Source organism: Bacillus sp. FSL W8-0102 (genome assembly GCF_038007225.1).
Lineage (GTDB): Bacteria > Bacillota > Bacilli > Bacillales > DSM-4216 > Bacillus_O > Bacillus_O smithii.
Genome location: NZ_JBBOWT010000001.1, coordinates 2,289,256 through 2,310,910, shown reverse-complemented (window position 1 = coordinate 2,310,910; position 21,655 = coordinate 2,289,256). Strand labels below are relative to the sequence as shown.

At 42.3% G+C, this 21,655-nt stretch carries 21 protein-coding genes; 20 read left to right on the top strand and 1 reads right to left on the bottom strand.

Annotated features, from left to right (window positions below; genetic code table 11):
• Window positions 1-47 precede the first annotated feature (47 nt).
• From remA to spoVM, 15 genes are all read left to right on the top strand, one after another.
• Window positions 48-308 carry an extracellular matrix/biofilm regulator RemA gene (remA, locus tag N1I87_RS11065; RefSeq protein ID WP_003354521.1) on the top strand — a complete coding sequence of 87 codons (261 nt, stop codon included), beginning with the start codon at window positions 48-50 and terminating at the stop codon, window positions 306-308.
• Between the two features lie 4 nt (window positions 309-312).
• The gene (gene gmk, locus N1I87_RS11060; protein ID WP_340403277.1) at window positions 313-930 is read left to right on the top strand and encodes a guanylate kinase; all 618 of its coding nucleotides are present in this window, start codon (window positions 313-315) and stop codon (window positions 928-930) included.
• Between the two features lies 1 nt (window position 931).
• The gene (rpoZ, locus tag N1I87_RS11055) at window positions 932-1,159 is read left to right on the top strand and encodes a DNA-directed RNA polymerase subunit omega (RefSeq protein ID WP_003354523.1); all 228 of its coding nucleotides are present in this window, start codon (window positions 932-934) and stop codon (window positions 1,157-1,159) included.
• A gap of 287 nt (window positions 1,160-1,446) precedes the next feature.
• Window positions 1,447-2,661, top strand: coding sequence for a bifunctional phosphopantothenoylcysteine decarboxylase/phosphopantothenate--cysteine ligase CoaBC (gene coaBC / locus N1I87_RS11050; RefSeq protein ID WP_003354524.1), 1,215 nt, complete (start codon window positions 1,447-1,449; stop codon window positions 2,659-2,661).
• The gene (gene priA / locus N1I87_RS11045) at window positions 2,658-5,069 is read left to right on the top strand and encodes a primosomal protein N' (protein ID WP_341101743.1); all 2,412 of its coding nucleotides are present in this window, start codon (window positions 2,658-2,660) and stop codon (window positions 5,067-5,069) included. Before coaBC ends, priA begins: the two co-directional genes overlap by 4 nt.
• A gap of 16 nt (window positions 5,070-5,085) precedes the next feature.
• Complete coding sequence (gene def, locus N1I87_RS11040) at window positions 5,086-5,571, top strand: peptide deformylase (RefSeq protein ID WP_003354526.1); 486 nt, start codon at window positions 5,086-5,088, stop codon at window positions 5,569-5,571.
• Window positions 5,568-6,509 carry a methionyl-tRNA formyltransferase gene (fmt, locus tag N1I87_RS11035; protein ID WP_327797899.1) on the top strand — a complete coding sequence of 314 codons (942 nt, stop codon included), beginning with the start codon at window positions 5,568-5,570 and terminating at the stop codon, window positions 6,507-6,509. Before def ends, fmt begins: the two co-directional genes overlap by 4 nt.
• A 1-nt stretch (window position 6,510) precedes the next feature.
• Window positions 6,511-7,851 carry a 16S rRNA (cytosine(967)-C(5))-methyltransferase RsmB gene (gene rsmB / locus N1I87_RS11030; RefSeq protein WP_341101742.1) on the top strand — a complete coding sequence of 447 codons (1,341 nt, stop codon included), beginning with the start codon at window positions 6,511-6,513 and terminating at the stop codon, window positions 7,849-7,851.
• Between the two features lie 21 nt (window positions 7,852-7,872).
• Complete coding sequence (gene rlmN / locus N1I87_RS11025) at window positions 7,873-8,952, top strand: 23S rRNA (adenine(2503)-C(2))-methyltransferase RlmN (protein ID WP_371836613.1); 1,080 nt, start codon at window positions 7,873-7,875, stop codon at window positions 8,950-8,952.
• 6 nt (window positions 8,953-8,958) lie between these two features.
• A complete protein-coding gene (locus N1I87_RS11020; protein ID WP_003354530.1) occupies window positions 8,959-9,708 on the top strand; it encodes a Stp1/IreP family PP2C-type Ser/Thr phosphatase in 750 nt (249 codons plus the stop codon).
• Between the two features lie 5 nt (window positions 9,709-9,713).
• The gene (pknB, locus tag N1I87_RS11015) at window positions 9,714-11,666 is read left to right on the top strand and encodes a Stk1 family PASTA domain-containing Ser/Thr kinase (protein WP_048624423.1); all 1,953 of its coding nucleotides are present in this window, start codon (window positions 9,714-9,716) and stop codon (window positions 11,664-11,666) included.
• A 99-nt stretch (window positions 11,667-11,765) separates the two neighbouring features.
• Window positions 11,766-12,647 (top strand): ribosome small subunit-dependent GTPase A, encoded by an 882-nt coding sequence (gene rsgA, locus N1I87_RS11010; RefSeq protein WP_003354533.1) that lies wholly within the window; start codon window positions 11,766-11,768, stop codon window positions 12,645-12,647.
• Window positions 12,648-12,653: 6 nt separating this feature from the next.
• Entirely contained in the window at window positions 12,654-13,310 is a 657-nt protein-coding gene (rpe, locus tag N1I87_RS11005; protein ID WP_003354534.1) for a ribulose-phosphate 3-epimerase, read from the top strand.
• A gap of 210 nt (window positions 13,311-13,520) precedes the next feature.
• On the top strand, window positions 13,521-14,192 hold the full coding sequence (locus N1I87_RS11000; RefSeq protein ID WP_003354535.1) for a thiamine diphosphokinase: 672 nt from the start codon (window positions 13,521-13,523) through the stop codon (window positions 14,190-14,192).
• Between the two features lie 86 nt (window positions 14,193-14,278).
• Window positions 14,279-14,359, top strand: a complete 81-nt coding sequence (gene spoVM, locus N1I87_RS10995; RefSeq protein ID WP_040341495.1) for a stage V sporulation protein SpoVM — start codon at window positions 14,279-14,281, stop codon at window positions 14,357-14,359.
• Window positions 14,360-14,641: 282 nt separating this feature from the next.
• Here spoVM and rpmB read toward each other — a convergent pair whose 3' ends face one another.
• A complete protein-coding gene (rpmB, locus tag N1I87_RS10990; RefSeq protein WP_003354536.1) occupies window positions 14,642-14,830 on the bottom strand; it encodes a 50S ribosomal protein L28 in 189 nt (62 codons plus the stop codon).
• 597 nt (window positions 14,831-15,427) lie between these two features.
• Between rpmB and N1I87_RS10985 the strand changes: the two genes are divergently transcribed.
• The 5 genes from N1I87_RS10985 to plsX all read left to right on the top strand — a co-directional run bounded on the left by N1I87_RS10985 (window position 15,428) and on the right by plsX (window position 21,649).
• The gene (locus N1I87_RS10985) at window positions 15,428-15,790 is read left to right on the top strand and encodes an Asp23/Gls24 family envelope stress response protein (protein WP_003354537.1); all 363 of its coding nucleotides are present in this window, start codon (window positions 15,428-15,430) and stop codon (window positions 15,788-15,790) included.
• A gap of 17 nt (window positions 15,791-15,807) precedes the next feature.
• The gene (locus N1I87_RS10980; protein WP_341101740.1) at window positions 15,808-17,481 is read left to right on the top strand and encodes a DAK2 domain-containing protein; all 1,674 of its coding nucleotides are present in this window, start codon (window positions 15,808-15,810) and stop codon (window positions 17,479-17,481) included.
• Window positions 17,482-17,811: 330 nt separating this feature from the next.
• Window positions 17,812-19,860: an ATP-dependent DNA helicase RecG gene (gene recG / locus N1I87_RS10975; RefSeq protein ID WP_341101738.1), complete on the top strand. Its 2,049-nt coding sequence runs from the start codon at window positions 17,812-17,814 to the stop codon at window positions 19,858-19,860.
• Between the two features lie 194 nt (window positions 19,861-20,054).
• Window positions 20,055-20,654, top strand: a complete 600-nt coding sequence (fapR, locus tag N1I87_RS10970; protein ID WP_341101736.1) for a transcription factor FapR — start codon at window positions 20,055-20,057, stop codon at window positions 20,652-20,654.
• Window positions 20,651-21,649 carry a phosphate acyltransferase PlsX gene (gene plsX / locus N1I87_RS10965; RefSeq protein ID WP_341101735.1) on the top strand — a complete coding sequence of 333 codons (999 nt, stop codon included), beginning with the start codon at window positions 20,651-20,653 and terminating at the stop codon, window positions 21,647-21,649. Before fapR ends, plsX begins: the two co-directional genes overlap by 4 nt.
• Window positions 21,650-21,655 lie beyond the last annotated feature (6 nt).

Genomic DNA, 21,655 nt, shown 5'->3' with positions numbered 1-21,655 from the left:
GGTCAGAACTTCTACGTTCAAAATCAAACATTGATTGGAGGAGCCGCATGTCCATCAGGCTGATTAATATTGGGTTTGGAAATATTGTTTCTGTCAATCGAATCATTTCCATAGTCAGTCCTGAATCCGCCCCGATTAAGCGGTTGGTTCAGGAAGCGCGCGAAAGAGGTTCATTAATTGACGCTACATACGGGAGAAGGACTAGAGCTGTCATTATTATGGACAGCGGTCATATTATACTCTCAGCCGTTCAGCCCGAAACGGTCGCGCATCGAATTGTTTCAAAAGAAGAATTGGAGGAAGGATAATTTCATGAGGAAAGAAAAAGGATTGTTGATTGTCTTGTCCGGTCCGTCCGGTGTAGGAAAGGGAACGGTGCGCAAGGCGATTTTTTCAGACCCAAATGTTGAATTCGAATACTCTATTTCCATGACGACCAGACAGCCTCGGGAAGGTGAAGTAGACGGTGTAGATTATTTTTTTAAAACCCGCGAACAATTCGAACAGCTTATAAAGGAAGGAAAGTTGCTTGAATATGCGGAGTATGTGGGGAATTATTACGGAACTCCGCTTGATTATGTGAAAGAAACATTGGAAGCGGGAAAAGACATCTTTCTGGAAATCGAAGTGCAAGGAGCCAAACAAGTACGTGAAAAAATTCCCGACGGCTTATTTATTTTCCTTGCGCCGCCAAGCCTTTCCGAACTGTATAATCGCATCGTGAATAGAGGAACAGAAGATGATGAACGAATTCGCGGACGAATGGAAAAGGCTCGCAAAGAAATCGAAATGATGGATTTATACGACTATGTAGTGGAAAATGATGAAGTGGAAAAGGCATGCGAACGCATTAAAGCCATCGTTATTGCCGAGCATTGCCGACGTGAAAGAGTTCAGCATCATTATAAAAAAATGTTGGAGGTAGAATAGTATGCTTTATCCATCGATTGACTCTTTATTAAAGAAAATTGATTCCAAATACTCACTTGTCAGCATTGCCGCCAAAAGAGCGCGTCAATTACAAGATCATCCTGAAGACGAACTTTTAGATTCCTATGTTTCACAGAAATATGTCGGTAAAGCATTGGAAGAAATAGATGCCGAGTATTTAACCTTAAAAGAAAAAACAGAAGGTACAACTTACTCCGATGAAGGATAACAACCTTATTAGGTTGTTATTTTTTCTTAATCAAAAAAGTCGAATCATGTCAGCGGTTTTCATTCGTGTGACATAAAAGCATAGACAAGTCAGTCGTTTATACGAAGAAGGAATTTTGAAATAGGAAGAGATGCTTTTAACCTGTAGGCGCCCATTAACCGATTTTATTTCCGTGAGGTTTTTTTGTTTTGCTTCTTGATCCGGAATGTTTCGTTTACAAAGTCGAGTGAAAAACAAAGTTTTTCTGTCCAATAGCGGTAAAATGGTATAGAGAAGGGGGTTTTATAATGTTGAAAGGAAAAAACATCTTACTATGCGTTACAGGTGGAATTGCCGTTTACAAAGCAGCGGCATTGACCAGTAAATTAACGCAGGCGGGGGCTTCTGTAAAAATCATTATGTCCAACGGAGCTCAAAAATTTGTCACGCCCTTAACGTTTCAAGCGCTGTCTAGAAACGATGTTTATACAGATACATTTGATGAAAAGCATCCCGAATCGATCGCCCATATTGACCTGGCAGATTGGGCCGATCTCGTTCTCGTGGCGCCGGCTACAGCGAATATCATCGGAAAACTTGCCAACGGCATAGCGGATGATATGATTTCGACGACTTTACTTGCTGCTACTGCTCCGGTTTGGATAGCGCCGGCAATGAACGTCCATATGTACGACCATCCTGCGGTGAAGCGAAATATTGAACGTCTGCAATCTTACGGTTATCAATTTGTAGAACCAAATGAAGGTTATTTGGCTTGCGGATATGTAGGAAAAGGAAGGATGGAGGAACCGGAGAACATTGTCAAGTTGATTAGCTCGTATTGGGAAAAAGAAAAAAATCAGCCTTTGAAAGGAAAGAAAATCGTCATAACAGCGGGACCGACACGCGAAATTTTGGATCCTGTCCGCTTTTTTTCCAACCGTTCTAGCGGAAAAATGGGATACGCCTTGGCGGAAGAGGCCCATCAATTAGGAGCTGATGTAACGCTTATTTCCGGCCCGGTTTCGTTAAATCCGCCGATCGGTGTGAACGTAAAATATATAGAAAACGCTGAAGAAATGTACGACGCCGTACTGGAGGAGTTTCCGTCCGCAGACATTGTCATTAAAAGTGCGGCTGTTGCCGATTATCGTCCAAAACAAGTATCCAATGAAAAGATGAAAAAACAGGATGGAGATTTGATCATCCAAATGGAACGGACGAAAGATATTTTAAAAACGCTCGGCGAAAGAAAAGATCATCAGTTTCTCGTTGGTTTTGCCGCTGAGACTTCCAATCTCGATGAATATGCAATGAGTAAATTGAAGCGGAAAAACGCAGATATGATCATTGCTAATAATGTGAACGAAAAAGGTGCCGGCTTTGAGGAAGATACCAATATTGTGACAATCTATAAAAAAGACGGTTCAAACAAACGATTAGGGCTTATGTCCAAAAAAGAATTGGCAAAAGAAATCTTTCGTGAAATCGTCAAAACGCTTCAAGAGGAAAGATCAAAATGAACATAGCAAGCGTGATTGTGGATGTACCAACCATGCAAACCGACCGGCCATTTGATTACTTGATTCCTGAAAAATGGAGTCAAATGATCCAGCCAGGCATGAGAGTGATCGTGCCTTTCGGGTCAAGAAATGTGCAAGGGTATGTAGTGAAAGTAAAAGACCATTCGTCTTTTCCTCAGTTAAAAGCCATTCGAGAGCCAATGGACGTTGTTCCGGTACTGAATCAAGAGTTGATGGATCTAGCTGACTGGTTGACGAAAACGACGCTTTGTTTTAAAGTTTCGGCCTATCAAGCGATGCTTCCAGCTGCCATGAAAGCAAAATACGAAAAGCGATTCGCGGCAGTCAACGAAGAGAAGATAGCGGATGAGAAGGTAGCCGAGCTGTTTAAGAATAAAAAGGAAATCACTTGGGAAGAAGGGGAAAAGGCGGGACTTTTAACCTCTATACAAAAAGAGGTGAAAGCTGGAACGGTTGAATTGATTTATAAGGTGAAAAGCAAGGGAAACAAAAAGACAGTACGGATGATTGGCACGAGATTATCGGCCGAGGAACTGTCAGAAGCCGCTTCCCGTTTAAAGGGGAATGCCGTCAAACAAAAACGGCTGATCGATGTGTTTAAACAACATCCGGAAGAAATGATATCTGCAAAAGAACTGCTGGAGAATGCAAACAGTACGTCATCCAGTTTGCAGGCGCTGATCCAAAAAGGGATTTTGTATGAAGAGCAAAAAGAAGTATATCGCGATCCTTACGCTCAAACGGATTTTGAAAAAACAAGTCCCTTTCCTTTGACAGATGAGCAAAGAAAAGCCATTTCCCCCATTATTGAAGCTTTGGAAGAAGAAAAGCATGAAACTTTTTTATTATACGGAGTGACAGGCAGCGGAAAAACAGAGATTTATTTGCAATCGATCCAAAAGGTACTGGAAAAAGGAAAAGAAGCCATTGTGCTCGTACCGGAAATTTCTCTGACACCGCAAATGGTTCATCGCTTTAAAAGCCGATTTGGTGATGATGTAGCCGTTTTGCACAGCGGATTGTCCATTGGCGAAAAGTATGATGAATGGCGGAAAATTTTAAAAAAAGAAGCGAAAGTAGTGGTGGGAGCTCGTTCGGCTATTTTTGCGCCGTTTGAAAACATCGGGATCATCATCATTGATGAGGAACATGAGACAAGCTATAAACAAGAAGAAACTCCGCGATATCATGCTAGGGACGTTGCGATCAAAAGAGCACAGCATTTTAATTGTCCCGTCATTTTAGGAAGCGCCACTCCTTCGTTGGAAAGTTTCGCGAGGGCGCAAAAAGGTGTATACCATTTATTAACGCTGAAAAACCGTATGAATCACCGCGATCTTCCTGAAGTGGAAATTGTCGATATGAGAGAAGAGCTGCGGGCTGGCAATCGTTCGATATTTTCAAGGTCTCTATTTGAAAAGTTAAAAGATAGAGTGGAAAAGGGCGAACAAACCGTGCTGCTTTTAAACCGAAGAGGACATTCCTCCTTTGTCATGTGCCGAGACTGCGGCTATGTCGTTCAATGTCCGCATTGCGACATTTCATTAACATATCACCATTTTTCAAATGAAATGAAATGCCATTATTGCGGCTATGAAACAATAGCGCCGTCTGTTTGCCCGGAATGCGGCAGCCCATATATTCGCTATTTTGGGACCGGAACACAAAAAGTAGAGGAAGAATTGGGAAAGCTGCTGCCTGAGGCCAGAGTCATTAGAATGGATGTGGATACGACACGAAAAAAAGGCGCTCACGAAACTCTTCTGCGCCAGTTTTCAGAAGGAAAAGCCGATATTTTGCTAGGAACGCAAATGATTGCGAAAGGGCTGGATTTTCCGAATATTACACTTGTCGGGGTGTTAAGTGCGGATACGATGCTGCATCTTCCCGATTTCCGCTCGTCAGAAAAAACGTTTCAGCTATTAACCCAGGTGAGCGGACGAGCCGGCAGGCATGAATTGCAAGGAGAAGTGGTTGTTCAAACCTATACCCCTGAACATTACAGCATACAGCTTGCCGGTCAACAAAATTTTGAGCGTTTTTATCAGCGGGAGATGATCATGAGAAAATTGGGAAGTTATCCTCCGTTTTATTATTTGGCCCTTGTCAATGTCAGCCATGAGGATCCGCTCGTGGCAGCCTCCGTAACAGAAAAAATTACGAAATTCATCCGCAGCCGGCTCTCCAATAAAACGGTTGTTCTCGGACCGACTGTTTCTCCCATTCCTCGGATCAATGATAGATATCGCTATCAATGTTTGATAAAATACAAGCATGAACCAATGCTTTCCGATACGTTGAAATCGATATTGGAACAGTATAACGGACAAGGATCCTATTCTCATTTGCAAATAGCAGTGGATATCAATCCGTTTGTGATGATGTAAGTTAGGAGGAAAAGTTTTGGCGATATTACCTATTGTCACTTATCCTGCAGAAATATTAGAAAAAGAATGCAAGCGAGTGACATCTTTTGATAAACATTTAAAAAAATTGATTAAAGATATGCACGAAACAATGTTAGAGGCGGACGGGGTTGGTCTGGCCGCTCCTCAAGTCGGGATCGATCTCCAGGTAGCAGTTGTGGATATCGGAGACGAAAATGGAATGATCGCACTTGTCAATCCGGAAATTTTGGAAACAAAAGGGACCCAAACAGATATAGAAGGCTGTTTAAGTATTCCCGGTCTATACGGGGAAGTGACAAGGCCCTATTACGTGAAGGTAAAGGCAAAAGATTGGAAAGGACGAACTTTCATCATCGAAGCCAATGGTTTTTTGGCAAGGGCGATTCAACATGAAATTGATCATCTTCATGGTATTTTGTTTACTACTAAAGTGGATAAATATGTAGAAGAAGAATCGTTGGAAGGGTATGAGGCTGAATGATCAAGATTGTATTTATGGGAACACCCGATTTTTCTGTCCCTATTCTAAGAAGGCTACTAGAAGACGGCTATGAAATTCAAGCGGTTGTGACACAGCCTGACCGCCCTGTTGGCCGCAAAAAAATACTGACTCCGCCTCCTGTTAAAGTAGAAGCAGAAAAACACGGCATTCCCGTTCTCCAGCCGGAAAAATTGAGAAATTCAGAAGAATTGCGAACGATATTGAGTTTCAAGCCGGATATCGTCGTGACTGCAGCCTACGGACAAATTTTGCCGAAGGAACTGCTTGAAGCACCTAAATACGGCTGTATAAATGTTCATGCTTCTCTTTTGCCGGAACTTCGCGGCGGAGCGCCGATCCACTACGCGATCATGCAAGGCAAAAAGAAAACAGGCATCACCATCATGTATATGGCAGAAAAATTGGATGCCGGAGATATTATCAGCCAAGTGGAAGTGCCGATCGAAGAAACGGATCATGTCGGCATCTTGCATGACAAATTAAGCAGTGAAGGGGCCGAATTGCTTTCCAAAACGCTTCCAAAAATTATAAATGGCGAAATCACGCCGATTAAGCAAGACGAGAGTCGGGCGACATTTGCCCACAATATTAAGCGAGAGCAGGAAAAAATTGATTGGACCAAGCCGGGTGAGGATATTTACAATCATATACGTGGTTTGCATCCTTGGCCGGTTGCCTATACTACACTTGATGGGAATATAGTGAAAATTTGGTGGGGAGAAAAACAAACGCTCCCTGAAAAACAAGAACCCGGAACCATCGTGGCGATAGAAAATGACGGCATTCTCGTCGCTTCCGGAAATGAAACAGGCATCAAGATTACGGAGCTCCAGCCAGCCGGAAAAAAGAGGATGAAAGCGGAACAGTTTTTGAGAGGAGCCGGATCTCTGCAAATTGGAATGAAATTGGGAGATTGAAATGGAGAAAAAAAAGAAAAATGTTCGCGAGGCTGCGCTTGAACTGTTGGAAGCAGTCGAACAAAATCAGTCTTACAGTAATTTATTGCTGAATTCAGCTATTCAAAAATACGATTTAACAGGTCCGGATGCCGGTTTATTGACAGAATTAACATATGGGACGATACAAAGAAAATTTACGCTGGATTATTTTTTGGCACCGTTTTTGAAACACAAGCTAAAATCATGGGTACGAAATTTATTGCGATTATCTTTGTACCAAATGGTGTATTTAGACAAAGTTCCTGACCGGGCTGTTATATTCGAAGCGGTGGAAATAGCCAAAAAACGGGGCCATAAAGGAATTGCCGGCATGGTCAATGGCGTGCTTCGCTCCATACAACGAAAGGGATTGCCAGCATTAGATGCGATCACGGATCCAGTCAAGCGAATTTCGATTGAGACAAGTCATCCGGAGTGGCTTGTCAAGCGCTGGATTCGTCAATTCGGATTGGAAAAAACAATAGCGATGTGTGAAACCAATTTGTCCGTTCCTGTTCAAACGGTGCGCGTGAATGAAACGAAAGCAGATAGGGCTGAAGTTTTAATCAGCTTGCGCCAAGAAGGATTTTCAGCAGAAGAAAGTCCGATTTTGCCGGAAGCCATTCGAGTTTTGAAAGGGAACGCAGCCCAATCGTCCGCTTTTCAGAAAGGGTTGATGACCATTCAAGATGAAAGTTCTATGCTGGTAGCGCACGCCATGAAACTGGAACCCGGAATGGTTGTCCTTGACGCCTGCGCTGCTCCCGGCGGGAAAACGACCCATATGGCGGAAAAAATGCAGGGAACAGGAAAAGTGTATGCTCTTGATTTACATCCTCATAAAATCAAATTGATTGAAGAAAATGCAGTTCGATTAGGTCTTGAAAATATTTCCTCCCTCCCTCTTGATAGCCGTAAAGGAGGAGAAAAGTTCCCGCCGCAATCTTTCGACCGTATTTTAGTCGATGCCCCCTGCTCTGGACTAGGCGTTTTAAGACGGAAGCCGGATATAAAATATGTCAAGAAACAGGAAGATCTTCAGTCTTTGCAGAAAATACAATTGGAAATATTGGACGCCCAGGCACCTCTTCTGAAATCCGGCGGCCTTTTGGTCTACAGTACTTGTACGGTGGACCAAGAAGAAAATGAAGGTACCGCTAATCGATTTCTTGATCGCCATCCTGAATTTGAACCCGAGCCGTTGGATCATCTGCCGGAAGCGGTGCAGCCGTTTGTAGCGGGACATTTTCTTCAAATTTTTCCTCAAGATTTTGGTGGAGATGGATTTTTTATCAGCTGTTTTAGAAAGAAGGATGAATGAAAAATGGAACAGACAATCACGATGACGAAAAAATCTAAGAAAATGATAGAAGACAGGCCGCCTTCTATCTACTCAATGGAACTGCCTGAGTTGAAAGAATGGATCCGCCATCATGGCGAAAAACCTTTCAGAGCAGAACAAATTTATGATTGGCTCTACAAGAAACGGGTCACGTCGTTTGAAGAAATGACGAATTTGCCGAAAAGCCTTCGGGATAAACTGGCGGAACACTTTACTATCACCACATTGAAAACGATTGTTCAACAAACTTCTCAAGATGGCACCATTAAATTTTTATTTGAATTGCATGATGGATTTTCTATTGAAACGGTGCTAATGCGTCATCGATACGGAAATTCGGTTTGCGTGACCACACAAGTTGGATGCCGGATTGGATGCACATTTTGTGCCTCAACTTTAGGAGGATTAAAAAGAAATTTAGAGGCAGGGGAAATCGTGGCGCAAGCGGTGCATGTGCAAAAAGCGCTCGATGAAATGGGAGAACGGGTCAGTTCCGTCGTCATTATGGGAATTGGAGAACCGTTTGATAATTATGATCAAATGCTTTCGTTTTTAAAAATTATCAACCATGAAAAAGGACTCAATATCGGCGCTCGCCATATTACGGTTTCTACAAGCGGAATCATACCGAAAATCTATCAATTTGCCGATGAAAATTTGCAAATTAATTTCGCCATTTCCCTCCATGCTCCTAATAATGAGCTTCGCAGCAAATTAATGCCAATTAACCGCGCATACAAATTGCCGGATTTAATCGAAGCCGTAAAGTATTATATTGAAAAAACAGGCAGAAGAGTCAGCTTTGAATACGGATTGTTCGGCGGAGTAAATGATTCGGTTGAACACGCCGAAGAATTGGCCGAGCTGATCAAAGATCTAAAGTGTCATGTCAATTTAATTCCAGTGAACTATGTTCCGGAACGAAATTATGTTCGGACGCCGAGAAGCCAAATCTTTAAATTTGAGAAAACGTTGAAAAAACACGGAATCAATGTAACGATTCGCCGTGAACACGGGCATGATATTGACGCTGCTTGCGGGCAACTCCGCGCTAAGGAGCGGAAAGAAGAAACGAGGTGACCGCTTATGGAGTCAGTGTTTAAGACTGATAAAGGATTAGTCCGCCAGCATAACGAAGACAGCGGCGGAATTTTTCGCAACTCATCCGGTGACCTCTTGGCCATTGTGGCCGATGGAATGGGCGGCCACAATGCTGGAGATGTCGCCAGTGAAATGACGATCAAAGAATTGCAAAAAGAGTGGCAGCAAACAGAGATGATTTCCACCCCTGACAAGGCGGAAGAATGGCTAAAGACGGCCATTGTCAAAGTGAATGAGAAGATTTTATCCCACTCAAGGGAAAATATTGAATGTTCGGGTATGGGCACGACCATTGTGGCTGCGGTTTGCACAAGCCGCTTCTGCACGATTGCCAATATCGGGGATAGCCGTTGTTATATTTTGAATGAAAACGGCTTTCAAAAGCTGACGGAAGATCATTCTTTAGTGAACGAACTTGTAAGAACAGGACAAATTACCAAAGAGGATGCTGAACATCACCCCCGCAAAAATGTTTTGACGAAAGCCCTTGGGACAGAGGAGGAAGTAGCTGCCGATGTGCTAAGCATCACCTTTGAAGATGGCGATTATTTGCTGCTCTGCTCGGATGGCCTTTCCAATAAAGTTTCGGAAGCGAAAATGGAAGAAGTGATTAAAGGGGAACTTCCGTTGGCGGAAAAAGCTCAAACGCTCATTGACTTAGCCAATCAAGAAGGCGGAGAGGATAATATCACCATTGTGATTTTACACCAGACAGCCGGGAGTGAAAGCGGGTGATCGGAATGCTTGCCGGCAGGAGAATCAGCGGAAGATACAAAGTAATCGAAATGATTGGCGGAGGCGGGATGGCGCATGTCTATTTAGCACGAGATATCATATTGGACCGAGATGTGGCTCTAAAAGTATTGAGAATGGATTTTGCCGAAGAAGAAGAATTTATCCGCCGTTTTCAAAGAGAAGCTCAATCGGCAACCAGTCTTGTTCACCCGAATATCGTGAATATTTATGATGTGGGAGAAGAAGACAATATTTTTTACATTGTGATGGAATATGTGGATGGAATGACTTTAAAACAATACATAATGCAGCATTCCCCTATCCCGGTGGAGAAAGTGCTAGACATCATGAGTCAGCTGACTTCAGCTATCGCCCACGCACACCGCAATTCGATTATTCACCGTGATATTAAACCGCAGAATATTTTGATCGATCACAATGGTCATGTCAAAATTACCGATTTTGGCATTGCGATGGCTTTAAGTGCGACGTCGATTACCCAAACCAACTCTTTTCTCGGATCTGTCCATTACATCTCTCCTGAACAAGCACGTGGAGGAGTAGCAACAAAAAAATCAGACATTTACTCTCTTGGTATTGTAATGTACGAACTGCTGACAGGAAATTTGCCATTTTCAGGAGAAACAGCCATTTCCATCGCCTTAAAACATTTGCAATCCAATACCCCCTCTTTGCGGGAAAAATTTCCGGAAATTCCGCAAAGTGTGGAAAATATTGTGCTGAAAGCTACTTGCAAAGACCCTTTTTACCGTTATAACAGCGTGGAAGAAATGGAAGAAGATATAAGGACTGCTCTTGAACCGAGCCGACTGAATGAACCGAAATTTACCATTTTGGTGGACGAAGAAGAAACAAAAGTCATACCTGCCATTAAAGGTCCACTTCCGGTAGATGATTTAGAATCGACGGCTGTTTACCCATTAAAAGAAGAAACGAACAGTGGGTCGGACAAGCCGGAAAAAAAGAAAAGAAAAAAATGGCCTTGGATTGTAATCGGAATTTTCTTGCTCTTGTTGTTGGCAGCGGGGAGCGTCTTTGTGATCCCGGATTTATTGGGACCGAAAGAAATCAAGGTGCCGGATGTTCATGGGAAAACGGTGGATGACGCCGTTTCGAAATTGGTGACGGATGGATTGAAAGTTGGAGACACGATCGAAAGGTTTAGCGATCATGTACCGGCAGGAAAGGTCATCTATACCAAACCTGGTGCTAATCAAACAGTAAAAGAGGGATCTTCTGTTGATCTGTATGTAAGCTCCGGGAAAAAAACATTTAAACTGGATGATTATCGTGATCGGGATTATAATGAAATCGCCGACATGTTGGAAAAAGAACATTTTAAAAGGATCCGTAAAGTAGAGATATATGACGATCACCCGCCGGGAACCATCATAGACCAAGATCCGGGGCCAAATGAAAAAGTCGTTCCGGAAGAAACAGAGATGACATTTACGGTAAGCAGGGGTCCGGAAAAGGTATCGCTGATTGATTTGACTGATTACAACGAGAAAAGTTTGAAAGATTATGCGGCCACAAGCGGTTTAAAAGTGGACATTGTCAGAAGAGATTATTCTGACAGTGTGCCGGAAGGGCTGGTAATCTCTCAAAATCCTTCAGCCGGTACGCTGTTAAACAAAGGGGATAGAGTGGAAGTTGTGCTGTCAAAAGGCAAAAAAGAAATTCCGCCTAAAACCGTTACAAAAGAATTGTTCATTCCATATGAACCGGATGAAGAAGGAAAGCCTCAAGAAGTGGTCATTTACATCGAAGACGCAAACAACAGCATGACTGTACCATATGAGACTTTTTTCATTCATGAAGACACGAGAAAAACGATTTCATTGACGATTGCCAGTGGCAAAAAAGCAGGATATAAAGTGGTTAGAGATAAAAAAGTCATCATTGACGAAATGGTCCCTTTTCCGGATGACGAGTAAGTCCATAACGACAACTTTGACCAACTATTTTTCTTGAGCGATCCGTTGGCTTTAAAAGTCTTACCTGTAAGAAAATCATTTTGAGTAAGGAGGAATGCAATGGCTAATGGAAAAATTATTAAAGCGCTGAGCGGATTTTATTATGTATTAGATGGAGAAAAAGTGGTTCGATGCCGAGGAAGAGGGGTGTTTCGAAAACAAAAAATTTCCCCTCTTGTCGGTGATTATGTGGAATATCAGTTGGAAAGCAATCAGGAAGGATATATTTTAAGCATAGAGAAGCGCAAAAATGAGCTGATCCGTCCGCCCATTGCGAACGTAGACCAAGCCATTTTGGTTTTTTCAGTGGCGCGTCCCAATTTTCATCTCGGGCTTTTGGACCGTTTCCTTGTGTTAATCGAATCTAAAGCGATCACACCGATCATATGCCTCACAAAAATGGATTTGCTTTCGCCGGAAGACGAACAAAAAATCCACTCATACTGTGAGGATTACAGGGAAATCGGCTATCAAGTCATTACCACATCTGTTAAAAACGGGAGCGGCTTAGATCAAATTCGTGCTGTTTTGCAAGAGAAAACATCGGTGTTTGCTGGACAATCTGGTGTCGGTAAATCTTCGCTTTTGAATGCATTGCGTCCAGACTTACAATTAGAGACGAAAGATATTTCCGATTCGCTGGGAAGGGGAAAACATACCACTCGCCATGTGGAATTGATTGAAATAGATAATGGTCTTGTGGCCGATACTCCTGGTTTTAGCTCCCTTGAATTAGGAGACTTGGACCTTGATGAATTGTCGTCTTGTTTTCCGGAAATTCATCAACTAAGTCAATATTGCAAGTTCCGAGGGTGTCGTCATTTGAATGAACCAAAATGTGCAGTGAGAGAAGCGGTGGAAATGAAGAAAATTCCCGCTTATCGTTATGATCATTACCAACAGTTTTTAGTTGAAATAAAAGAGAGAAAGCCGAGGTATTGATGGACTATGATCAAAATTGCACCTTCCATCCTTTCCGCCAATTTTTCGAAATTAGGGGAAGAAGTGAAAGAAGTTGAAAAAGGCGGGGTCGACTACATTCATGTGGATGTGATGGATGGACATTTTGTCCCTAACATTACGATGGGACCGTTGATTGTCGAAGCCGTCCGACCTGTTACGAAGCTGCCGCTGGATGTCCACTTAATGATTGAAAACCCGGATGCTTATATTGACACATTTGCCAAAGCAGGTGCTGATTATATTACGGTCCATGTGGAAGCGTGTCCGCATCTTCATCGCACGATTCAACACATCCGTTCGCTGCGAGTAAAGGCAGGTGTAGCGGTCAATCCGGCTACCCCTGTAGAAATGATCCGTCATGTGCTAAATGACGTTGATTTAGTTCTCGTCATGACCGTCAATCCTGGATTTGGCGGACAAACCTTTATCGATACTGTTCTTCCGAAAATTCGTCAAGTGCGGCAATTAGTGAGTGAAAACGGTCTTGATGTCGAAATTGAAGTGGATGGCGGTATCAACGCAGAAACAGCAAAATTATGCGTCGATGCCGGCGCGAACGTGTTAGTGGCTGGCTCAGCCATTTTTAATCAGGAAGATCGCCAAAAAGCGATCAGCTTGATCCGTAAACGACTGGAACAATAATGGATAAAGGATATTTTGTATCCTCCATTTTTATATTTTTACTCAATAGTTTCATAGAAAAGGCGGAGGACATCCCTCCCTTTTTTAATGGTTGATTCGCTAAGTAGAGGGAAAAAATATTTGCACATATGGCAGTTTCCGTTTGGAGGAATTTAAAATCAGTACTCATTGCTATAGATGCATTCATGGGAATCGATAGGAGGAATATGGATGAATGTGGGCATTGTGGCAGGCGGTCCCCGTATATGTATACCGGATTTAAAAACGTTTGATGAACAAGAGATGTATTGGATCGGGGTTGATAAAGGCGTGCAATATTTACTGGATGAACAAATTGTGCCTGATCTCGCTGTAGGTGATTTTGATTCCATTCGAGAGAGCGAATGGAAGCGAATAAAGGAAAAAGTGCGAAATATTAAAAAATACAGACCGGAAAAAGATGAAACCGATATGGAGCTAGCCATCGAATACGGTGTAAAGCAAAATCCAAACACCATCTCTCTGTTTGGCGCCACCGGCGGGAGGCTGGATCATTTTTTGGCTAATATCAGTTTGCTTGTGAATGAGAAATGGAGCAAAAGCTCTATAGATTTTAAGATCATCGATCGCCAAAATATCATCTCGGTTCATCGTCCGAAAAAATATGAAATACGAAAACTTCCTGATAAGCCATATGTTTCTTTTCTTCCTGTGAACGGCCATGTTGAAGGATTAACGCTTACAGGGTTTAAATATCCTTTACATAATTATACGGCAATATTTGGATCGACTCGATGCATAAGCAATGAACTGATTGAAGAAAAAGGTACTTTTTCCTTTACAAGCGGCATATTAATGATGGTAAGAAGTTCCGATGAAATGCCAATCAGTCCGGCACGTTAGGACGATACGTACTTATTTCCTTTGTTTGAATATAATATGGCGAATAGACCATTATCATCCTTCAGATGAATGGGGAGGGACATGGAATGAAATTTTATACGATTAAATTGCCTAGATTTTTAGGCGGAATTGTCCGGGCAATGCTTGGTACCTTTAAAAAAGGATAAAGAGAAAAGAGAAATGGTTTCCAAGGGGCTGACGTCGGGCGGAAGGCCAGATTTTTCAGCATGCTATGAACTGCCCGGCGTAGCGTGTCTTGAGTGAGTCAGACCTTTGGAATCACCCCCCTTTTCATGAGACATAAATGGGTGAAAACGTAAAAAGAGAAACGAGAGGGAAGCGAAAAAGGTCACCTGAAATGGCCGTTGAAGTGAAAATGGAATGGCTGCAGATCATTCATTATATGACGGGATAAAAAACAAGCACCCGAGAGAGGGTGCTTATTGTCATTATACACGTTCAACTTTTCCGGATTTTAAAGCTCTTGCAGAAACCCAAACCCGTTTTGGCTTACCGTTAACTAGAATGCGCACTTTTTGTAAGTTTGCTCCCCAAGTACGCTTGTTGGCATTCATAGCGTGGGAACGTCTATTTCCGGTACGCGTTCTGCGACCAGTAATCACGCATTGTTTTGCCATTTGATTCCCTCCTAACTGCAGAAGCTGAAAATGTTCAATTTCATTACTTCCTTATCTTCAAACAGACACTAATATAGTTTAACATAGAATATTGGTTAATGCAATATCAGGAAGGGAAAAGACACCGATGAATCTCTGGCTTTTTAGCTATTAAGATGTAAAAAATGACCAAATCATGGGAGCCAAAGCTTTTGTTCACAGTTAAAATGGATTTTGAAGGATTAAACAGCTGTCTGTTGTACTCATGCACAAAATTTGATGTTCAATAGACGCCATCTGTCTGTACGTTCATTGATCTGTTTGATAGAAAAGGAAGGAAAAGCAAGAATGAAAGAGTCATTTCTCATCTCTTCTTGTAATAAAATAAGTTGGGTTTGGTTGATTCACAAGGACAGAAGGGAAGAGGACTTATTTTTAATATGATAGGAATTTACGAATAGGAGACAAAAACTGGAACAAAATATCTTTCAAGAAAAACACCTTGACGCTGATCGATTAATTTGGAATGATAAGAACGGAAGGTTCACTTTTAAAAAGACCCTATGTATAGTAAAATGTTTGTAACTAAGGAAGAATCCGATAAGGAGGGCTCTTTTCATGTCGATTGAGCTGAAAACGAAGTATGGAACGGTAGATATTTCTAATGAAGTCATTGCCACTATTGCCGGTGGAGCTGCTGTAGATTGTTACGGCATAGTGGGTATGGCGTCCAAAAATCAACTGAAAGATGGATTAACGGAAATTTTGAGACGAGAAAATTTCACCCGTGGCGTGATTGTTCGGCAAGAAGGCGATCGGATTCATATCGATATGTACATTATCGTTAGCTATGGAACGAAAATTTCCGAAGTGGCCCATAACGTTCAAACGAAAGTAAAATATACACTTGATCAAACAGTTGGGCTATCAGTTGATACAGTCAATATTTTTATACAAGGTGTCAGGGTGACGAACCCTTAGTAAGGAGGAAAAAATACGTGTCGATAACATCTTTGGATGGTAAGCGTTTTGCGGAAATGATCATTGCCGGTGCCAATAACTTGGCTGCCAATGCACAAATGGTCAATGCATTAAACGTATTCCCTGTTCCTGACGGCGACACGGGAACAAACATGAATTTGTCTATGACTTCCGGAGCTAAGGAAGTTCAAGAACATTTAACAGATCATGTAGGTAAGACTGCGGCTTCCCTTGCAAGAGGATTATTGATGGGAGCGCGCGGCAACTCAGGTGTGATTCTTTCCCAATTATTCCGTGGGTTTGCTAAAGCAATTGAACAAAAAGAATGGATTAATAGCCAAGAATTCGCTAATGCTTTTGAAGCTGGAGTAGATACAGCTTATAAAGCGGTCATGAAGCCGGTAGAAGGAACGATATTAACGGTTGCGAAAGATGCTGCAAAAAAAGCCGTTCTAACGGCTAAGCATGAGCGCGATATTGTGAAAGTGACGGAAGCATTGCTGGAAGAAGCGAAAAGCTCTTTGAAACGAACCCCAGAATTGCTCCCGGTGTTAAAGGAAGTGGGGGTAGTCGACAGCGGGGGACAAGGGCTTGTCCTTGTATATGAAGGATTTTTAGCCGCTTTAAAAGGGGAACAATTACCCGGAACTCCTGCGATTGAACCGACGCTTGACGAACTCGTCAAAGCGGAACATCATAAAGCTCAAAGCTTCATGAAAACAGAAGACATTGTGCATGGCTATTGTACGGAGTTTATGGTTCGTTTGGAAAAAGAGAAACTCAAAGATCATCCATTTTCAGAAGAAAAATTCCGGGAAGACCTTAGCCAATTTGGCGATTCTCTGCTTGTTGTTGCAGATGACGAAGTGGCTAAAGTACATATTCACTCGGAACGACCTGGTGAAGTGCTTACATATGGACAGCAATATGGAAGCTTCATTAAAATAAAAATCGAAAACATGCGTGAACAGCATAGTCAAATTGTAGGGGAAACTCACCAACAGCTGCATACGGATACAAAGAAGAAAGAGAAACAGCCGTATGGGATTGTAACGGTTGCCATGGGAGAAGGAATTGCTGAAATGTTCAAGAGCATAGGAGCTTCTGCAGTCATTCCGGGCGGACAAACGATGAATCCAAGTACGGAGGACATCGTCAAAGCGGCGCAGGAAGTTAACGCTGAAAAAGTCATCATTCTCCCAAATAATAAGAACATTATTTTAGCAGCGGAACAGTCAAAAGAAATGATTGATGCAGAAGTAGTGGTGGTCCCTTCGAAATCGGTTCCCCAAGGAATAGCCGCTCTGCTTGCTTTTCGTCCAGACCAAAGTTTGGAGAAAAATCAGGCAGCTATGGCGGAAGCGATGGCTCATGTTAAGACGGGACAAATTACGTATGCCGTTCGAGATACGGCGATTGACGGCATTTCCATTGCTAAAAATGATTTTATGGGCATTTTAGATGGAAAGATTGTAACGACTAGCAAGGATAAAATGGAAGCTGCCATACATTTAATTGAGAATATGGTGGAAGAAGATAGTGAAATTATCACTATTTTTTATGGTGAAGATGTTTCCAAAGAAGAAACAGAAGAACTCGTTGCTTTCATTGAAGAGAAATATGAGGATTTGGAAATAGAAGTTCATAATGGAAAGCAACCGCTTTATTCTTTTATTATTTCGATTGAATAGGAAAAGGAACTAAATCGAATATTGGGAAGTCGACGAATAGAAGGGGATATTCCCCTTCTATTTCGTATGGAATTCATTTTGATTAAAAAAATGATTTCGTTGGGAAAGATGGAATATGGCGGCTGTGTGAAACGGGACTATTGACCCTTTTTGAATTCGATCACGAAACAGAAGGCTTTAGCCAAAGTAAAAAAGTGATAGAAAGGTGCTGCCTCTGTCAAAAGTATCTTTGCCATTCACGATAATAGATAGTCACAGCAGAAGGGGGGTATGCGGTGGCTCTCCTGTCGGAGATGTCCGTAATAAGGGGGGAGACATCGCAAAATAACCGTGAATAATCTGCTTTCTCGAGACGTTGGTGTTTTAAAAGGGATCGGTAAAGAAACAGCCCATTCGCTTGCGGAAATGAACATTTACTCCATTAAGGACTTATTGGAATATTTTCCTTACAGGTACGAAGATTACCGCTTGAGAGACTTGGCCGATGTCCCTCATGAAGAGAGGGTAACGGTCGAAGGGAAAGTTCACAGTGATCCTTCTGTCATGTATTACGGTCGGAAAAAATCACGTTTAACGTTTAAACTTCTTGTAGATCGCTATTTAGTGACAGCGGTCTTTTTCAATCAGCCCTTTTTAAAGAAAAAAATCAAACTGAACGATACGATCACAGTCACCGGAAAATGGGATCGCCACCGTCAAACGATCACTGTGCAACACTATCATCTCGGTCCCTACTCATATCGCAGCGAATTTGAACCGGTATATTCTTTAAAGGGAAACATCACGTCCAATATGTTGAAAAAATTTATTGCAACCGCCCTTAATGAATATGGAGATTATATTCGAGAAAATCTACCGACCGCATTTCTTGAAAATTATAAATTACCGGGTCGCCGGGAAGCCATTCGGGCGATGCATTTCCCGAAAAACGCGCAGGAATTAAAACAGGCGCGCCGTCGTTTTGTGTACGAGGAATTTCTATACTTCCAATTAAAAATACAGGCGTTGCGAAAATTTGAGAGAGAGCATTCAAAAGGTCAAGAGCAACATTATGATGTGAAAAAACTTAGAGAATTTATTCAACATTTGCCATTTCCTCTGACTAATGCTCAGAAACGTGTGATCAATGAAATTTGCGCCGATTTAAAATCGCCTTACCGTATGAACCGATTGCTTCAAGGAGATGTTGGTTCGGGAAAAACTGTCGTGGCTGCCGTTTGTTTATATGCAACGATTACAGCAGGCAATCAAGGAGCCTTGATGGTGCCGACGGAAATATTGGCGGAACAGCATACGGCGTCTTTACGTGAACTTTTTGAACCTTTTGACGTCACCGTTGAGCTGCTTTCAAGTTCTGTAAAAGGAAAGAAAAGAAAACAGGTATTGGAACAGCTGGAAAACGGAGACATTGATATTTTGGTAGGTACTCACGCTCTCATACAAGAGGATGTGAATTTCAAACAATTAGGCACGGTCATTACGGATGAACAGCATCGATTCGGAGTTGAGCAAAGAAGAGTGTTGCGGGAAAAAGGAGAAAATCCCGATGTGTTGTTTATGACGGCGACGCCGATACCGAGAACGCTGGCGATCACCGCTTTTGGAGAGATGGATGTGTCCGTCATTGATGAAATGCCAAAAGGACGAAAAGCGATTGAAACGTATTGGGCAAAGCATGATATGTTTGAACGTGTTCTAGCCTTTATGGAAAAGGAGCTGCGACGAAATAAGCAGGCATATGTGATCTGCCCGCTGATTGAGGAATCTGAAAAGCTGGACGTGCAAAATGCTATCGATATTCATGCCCAATTAACCCATTATTTTCATAACCGCTACAACATCGGGCTGATGCACGGACGACTAAGTGCTGAGGAGAAAGACCAAGTAATGAATGCATTTAGTCGCAATGAAATTCATGTTCTTGTTTCCACAACTGTTGTCGAGGTCGGAGTGAATGTTCCAAATGCTACCATTATGGTGATTTATGATGCTGATCGTTTCGGACTTGCTCAGCTGCATCAATTAAGGGGACGTGTTGGACGAGGAAATGAGCAATCGTATTGTATTCTAATCGCTGATCCTAAAACAGAAGTAGGTAAAGAACGTATGAAAATTATGACGGAAACGAACAACGGGTTTGTTTTAAGCGAAAAAGACTTGGAATTGCGCGGACCGGGAGATTTATTTGGGAAAAAACAAAGCGGGTTGCCAGATTTTAAAGTGGCTGATGTCGTTCATGATTATCGTGCGCTGGAAACAGCCCGGAAAGATGCGGCCGAGCTTATCCAGTCAGATGCTTTTTGGACCACCGAAGAATACGAACCGCTGCGCACGTATTTACATGAGTCGGGAGTCCTGTCTGGCGAAAAGCTGGATTAACCAAAAAAGAGAGGTCGTTTCCTTCCGCCTCCTTTACTCTCACTCGTCGGGAGGAAAGATTTGAATGATTGTCTCGGTTGAGGAAGAAAAACGTTTACAAATTACTGACTGAATGCCAATATGATCTTGCATTCTATATTTTTTGATTATATACTACTGTTAGTACCTAGTACTAATATCGGATGGTGTATAATATGAGATTATCCAAAAAAGAACGGCAAAAAAGGCTCCAGGAGACAATTGAAGACAATCCTTTTATCACCGACGAAGAATTAGCAGAACGATTTCGTGTGAGTGTGCAAACCATTCGATTAGATCGTATGGAACTTTCCATCCCGGAGTTGCGGGAACGGATTAAACACGTGGCAGAAGAGCGATTTCGGAACGAAGTCCGTTCTCTCCCGATTGAAGAAGTGATCGGTGATATTGTTGATATTGAACTTGATAAGAGCGCCATCTATAAGAGCGCCATCTCCATTTTTGATGTGAAAGAAGAACATGTTTTTAGCAGAAATAAAATTGCCAGAGGCCATCATCTTTTTGCCCAAGCCAATTCGCTTGCAGTCGCTGTGATCAATGATGAGCTTGCTCTTACGGAAAAAGCCAACATTCACTTTACCCGTTCTGTCAAAGAAGGAGAAAGGGTAGTAGCAAAGGCGAAAGTATCAAATCCTCAAACGGAAACGGGAAGAGCGATTGTGAAAGTAAGAAGTTATGTTGGACAAGAGCTGGTTTTTTATGGAGAATTTACTATGTTTCGTTCGAAATCAACAACAAAGGATGAAGAACTATGAAAATAGCAGTAGACGCCATGGGCGGTGACAACGCCCCGAAAGAAATAGTGCTTGGAACAAACAGGGCTTTAGAAGAGTTTTCAGATTTAGAAATTGTTTTGTTTGGAAACGAACAAGAGATTAAACAGTATTTAAAAGCAAGCGATCGAGTGAAAATTGTACATACGGATGAAGTCATTCTGGGGACGGATGAACCCGTAAAAGCAGTTAGAAGGAAAAAAAATTCATCCATGGTTTTAATGGCTGAAGCGGTAAAATCAGGAGAAGCAGATGCGTGCGTGTCTGCCGGAAACACAGGGGCTTTAATGGCCACGGGACTGTTCGTGGTTGGAAGAATTCCGGGAATTTCCCGTCCGGCTCTCGCCATCACGTTGCCGACAGTTGACGGAAAAGGCTTTTTAATGCTTGACTTAGGAGCCAATGCTGAAGCAAAACCGGAGAACTTGCTTCAATATGCTTTGATGGGGAAGATATACTCTGAAAAAGTTCGGGGAATATCCCGTCCGCGGGTAGGACTTTTGAATATTGGAACCGAAGAGAAAAAAGGAAATGAGCTGACGAAGTCGACATTTGATCTATTGTCCCATACAAATCTCAATTTTACGGGCAATGTGGAAGCAAGAGATTTGCTTCAGGGGGCAGCGGATGTCGTTGTGACAGACGGATTTACCGGAAATATGGTGTTAAAAACAATCGAAGGAACGGCTCTTTCTGTTTTTTCTATGATAAAAGAAGTCATGTTGTCGTCATGGAAAACAAAAATGGGAGCTAGCTTGATGAAATCGGAATTATCAGGGCTGAAAAAGAAAATGGATTATTCGGAATATGGAGGTGCCGGGCTTCTTGGGTTGAAAGCACCAGTCATTAAGGCTCATGGATCTTCCAACGCCACAGCTTTTTATAACGCCCTTCGTCAGGCGCGGGAAATGGTCAAATACAACATAACCGGAATTGTGAAGGAAGAAGCGGAAAAACTGCAAAATCAAGAAGCGTAAGGAGAG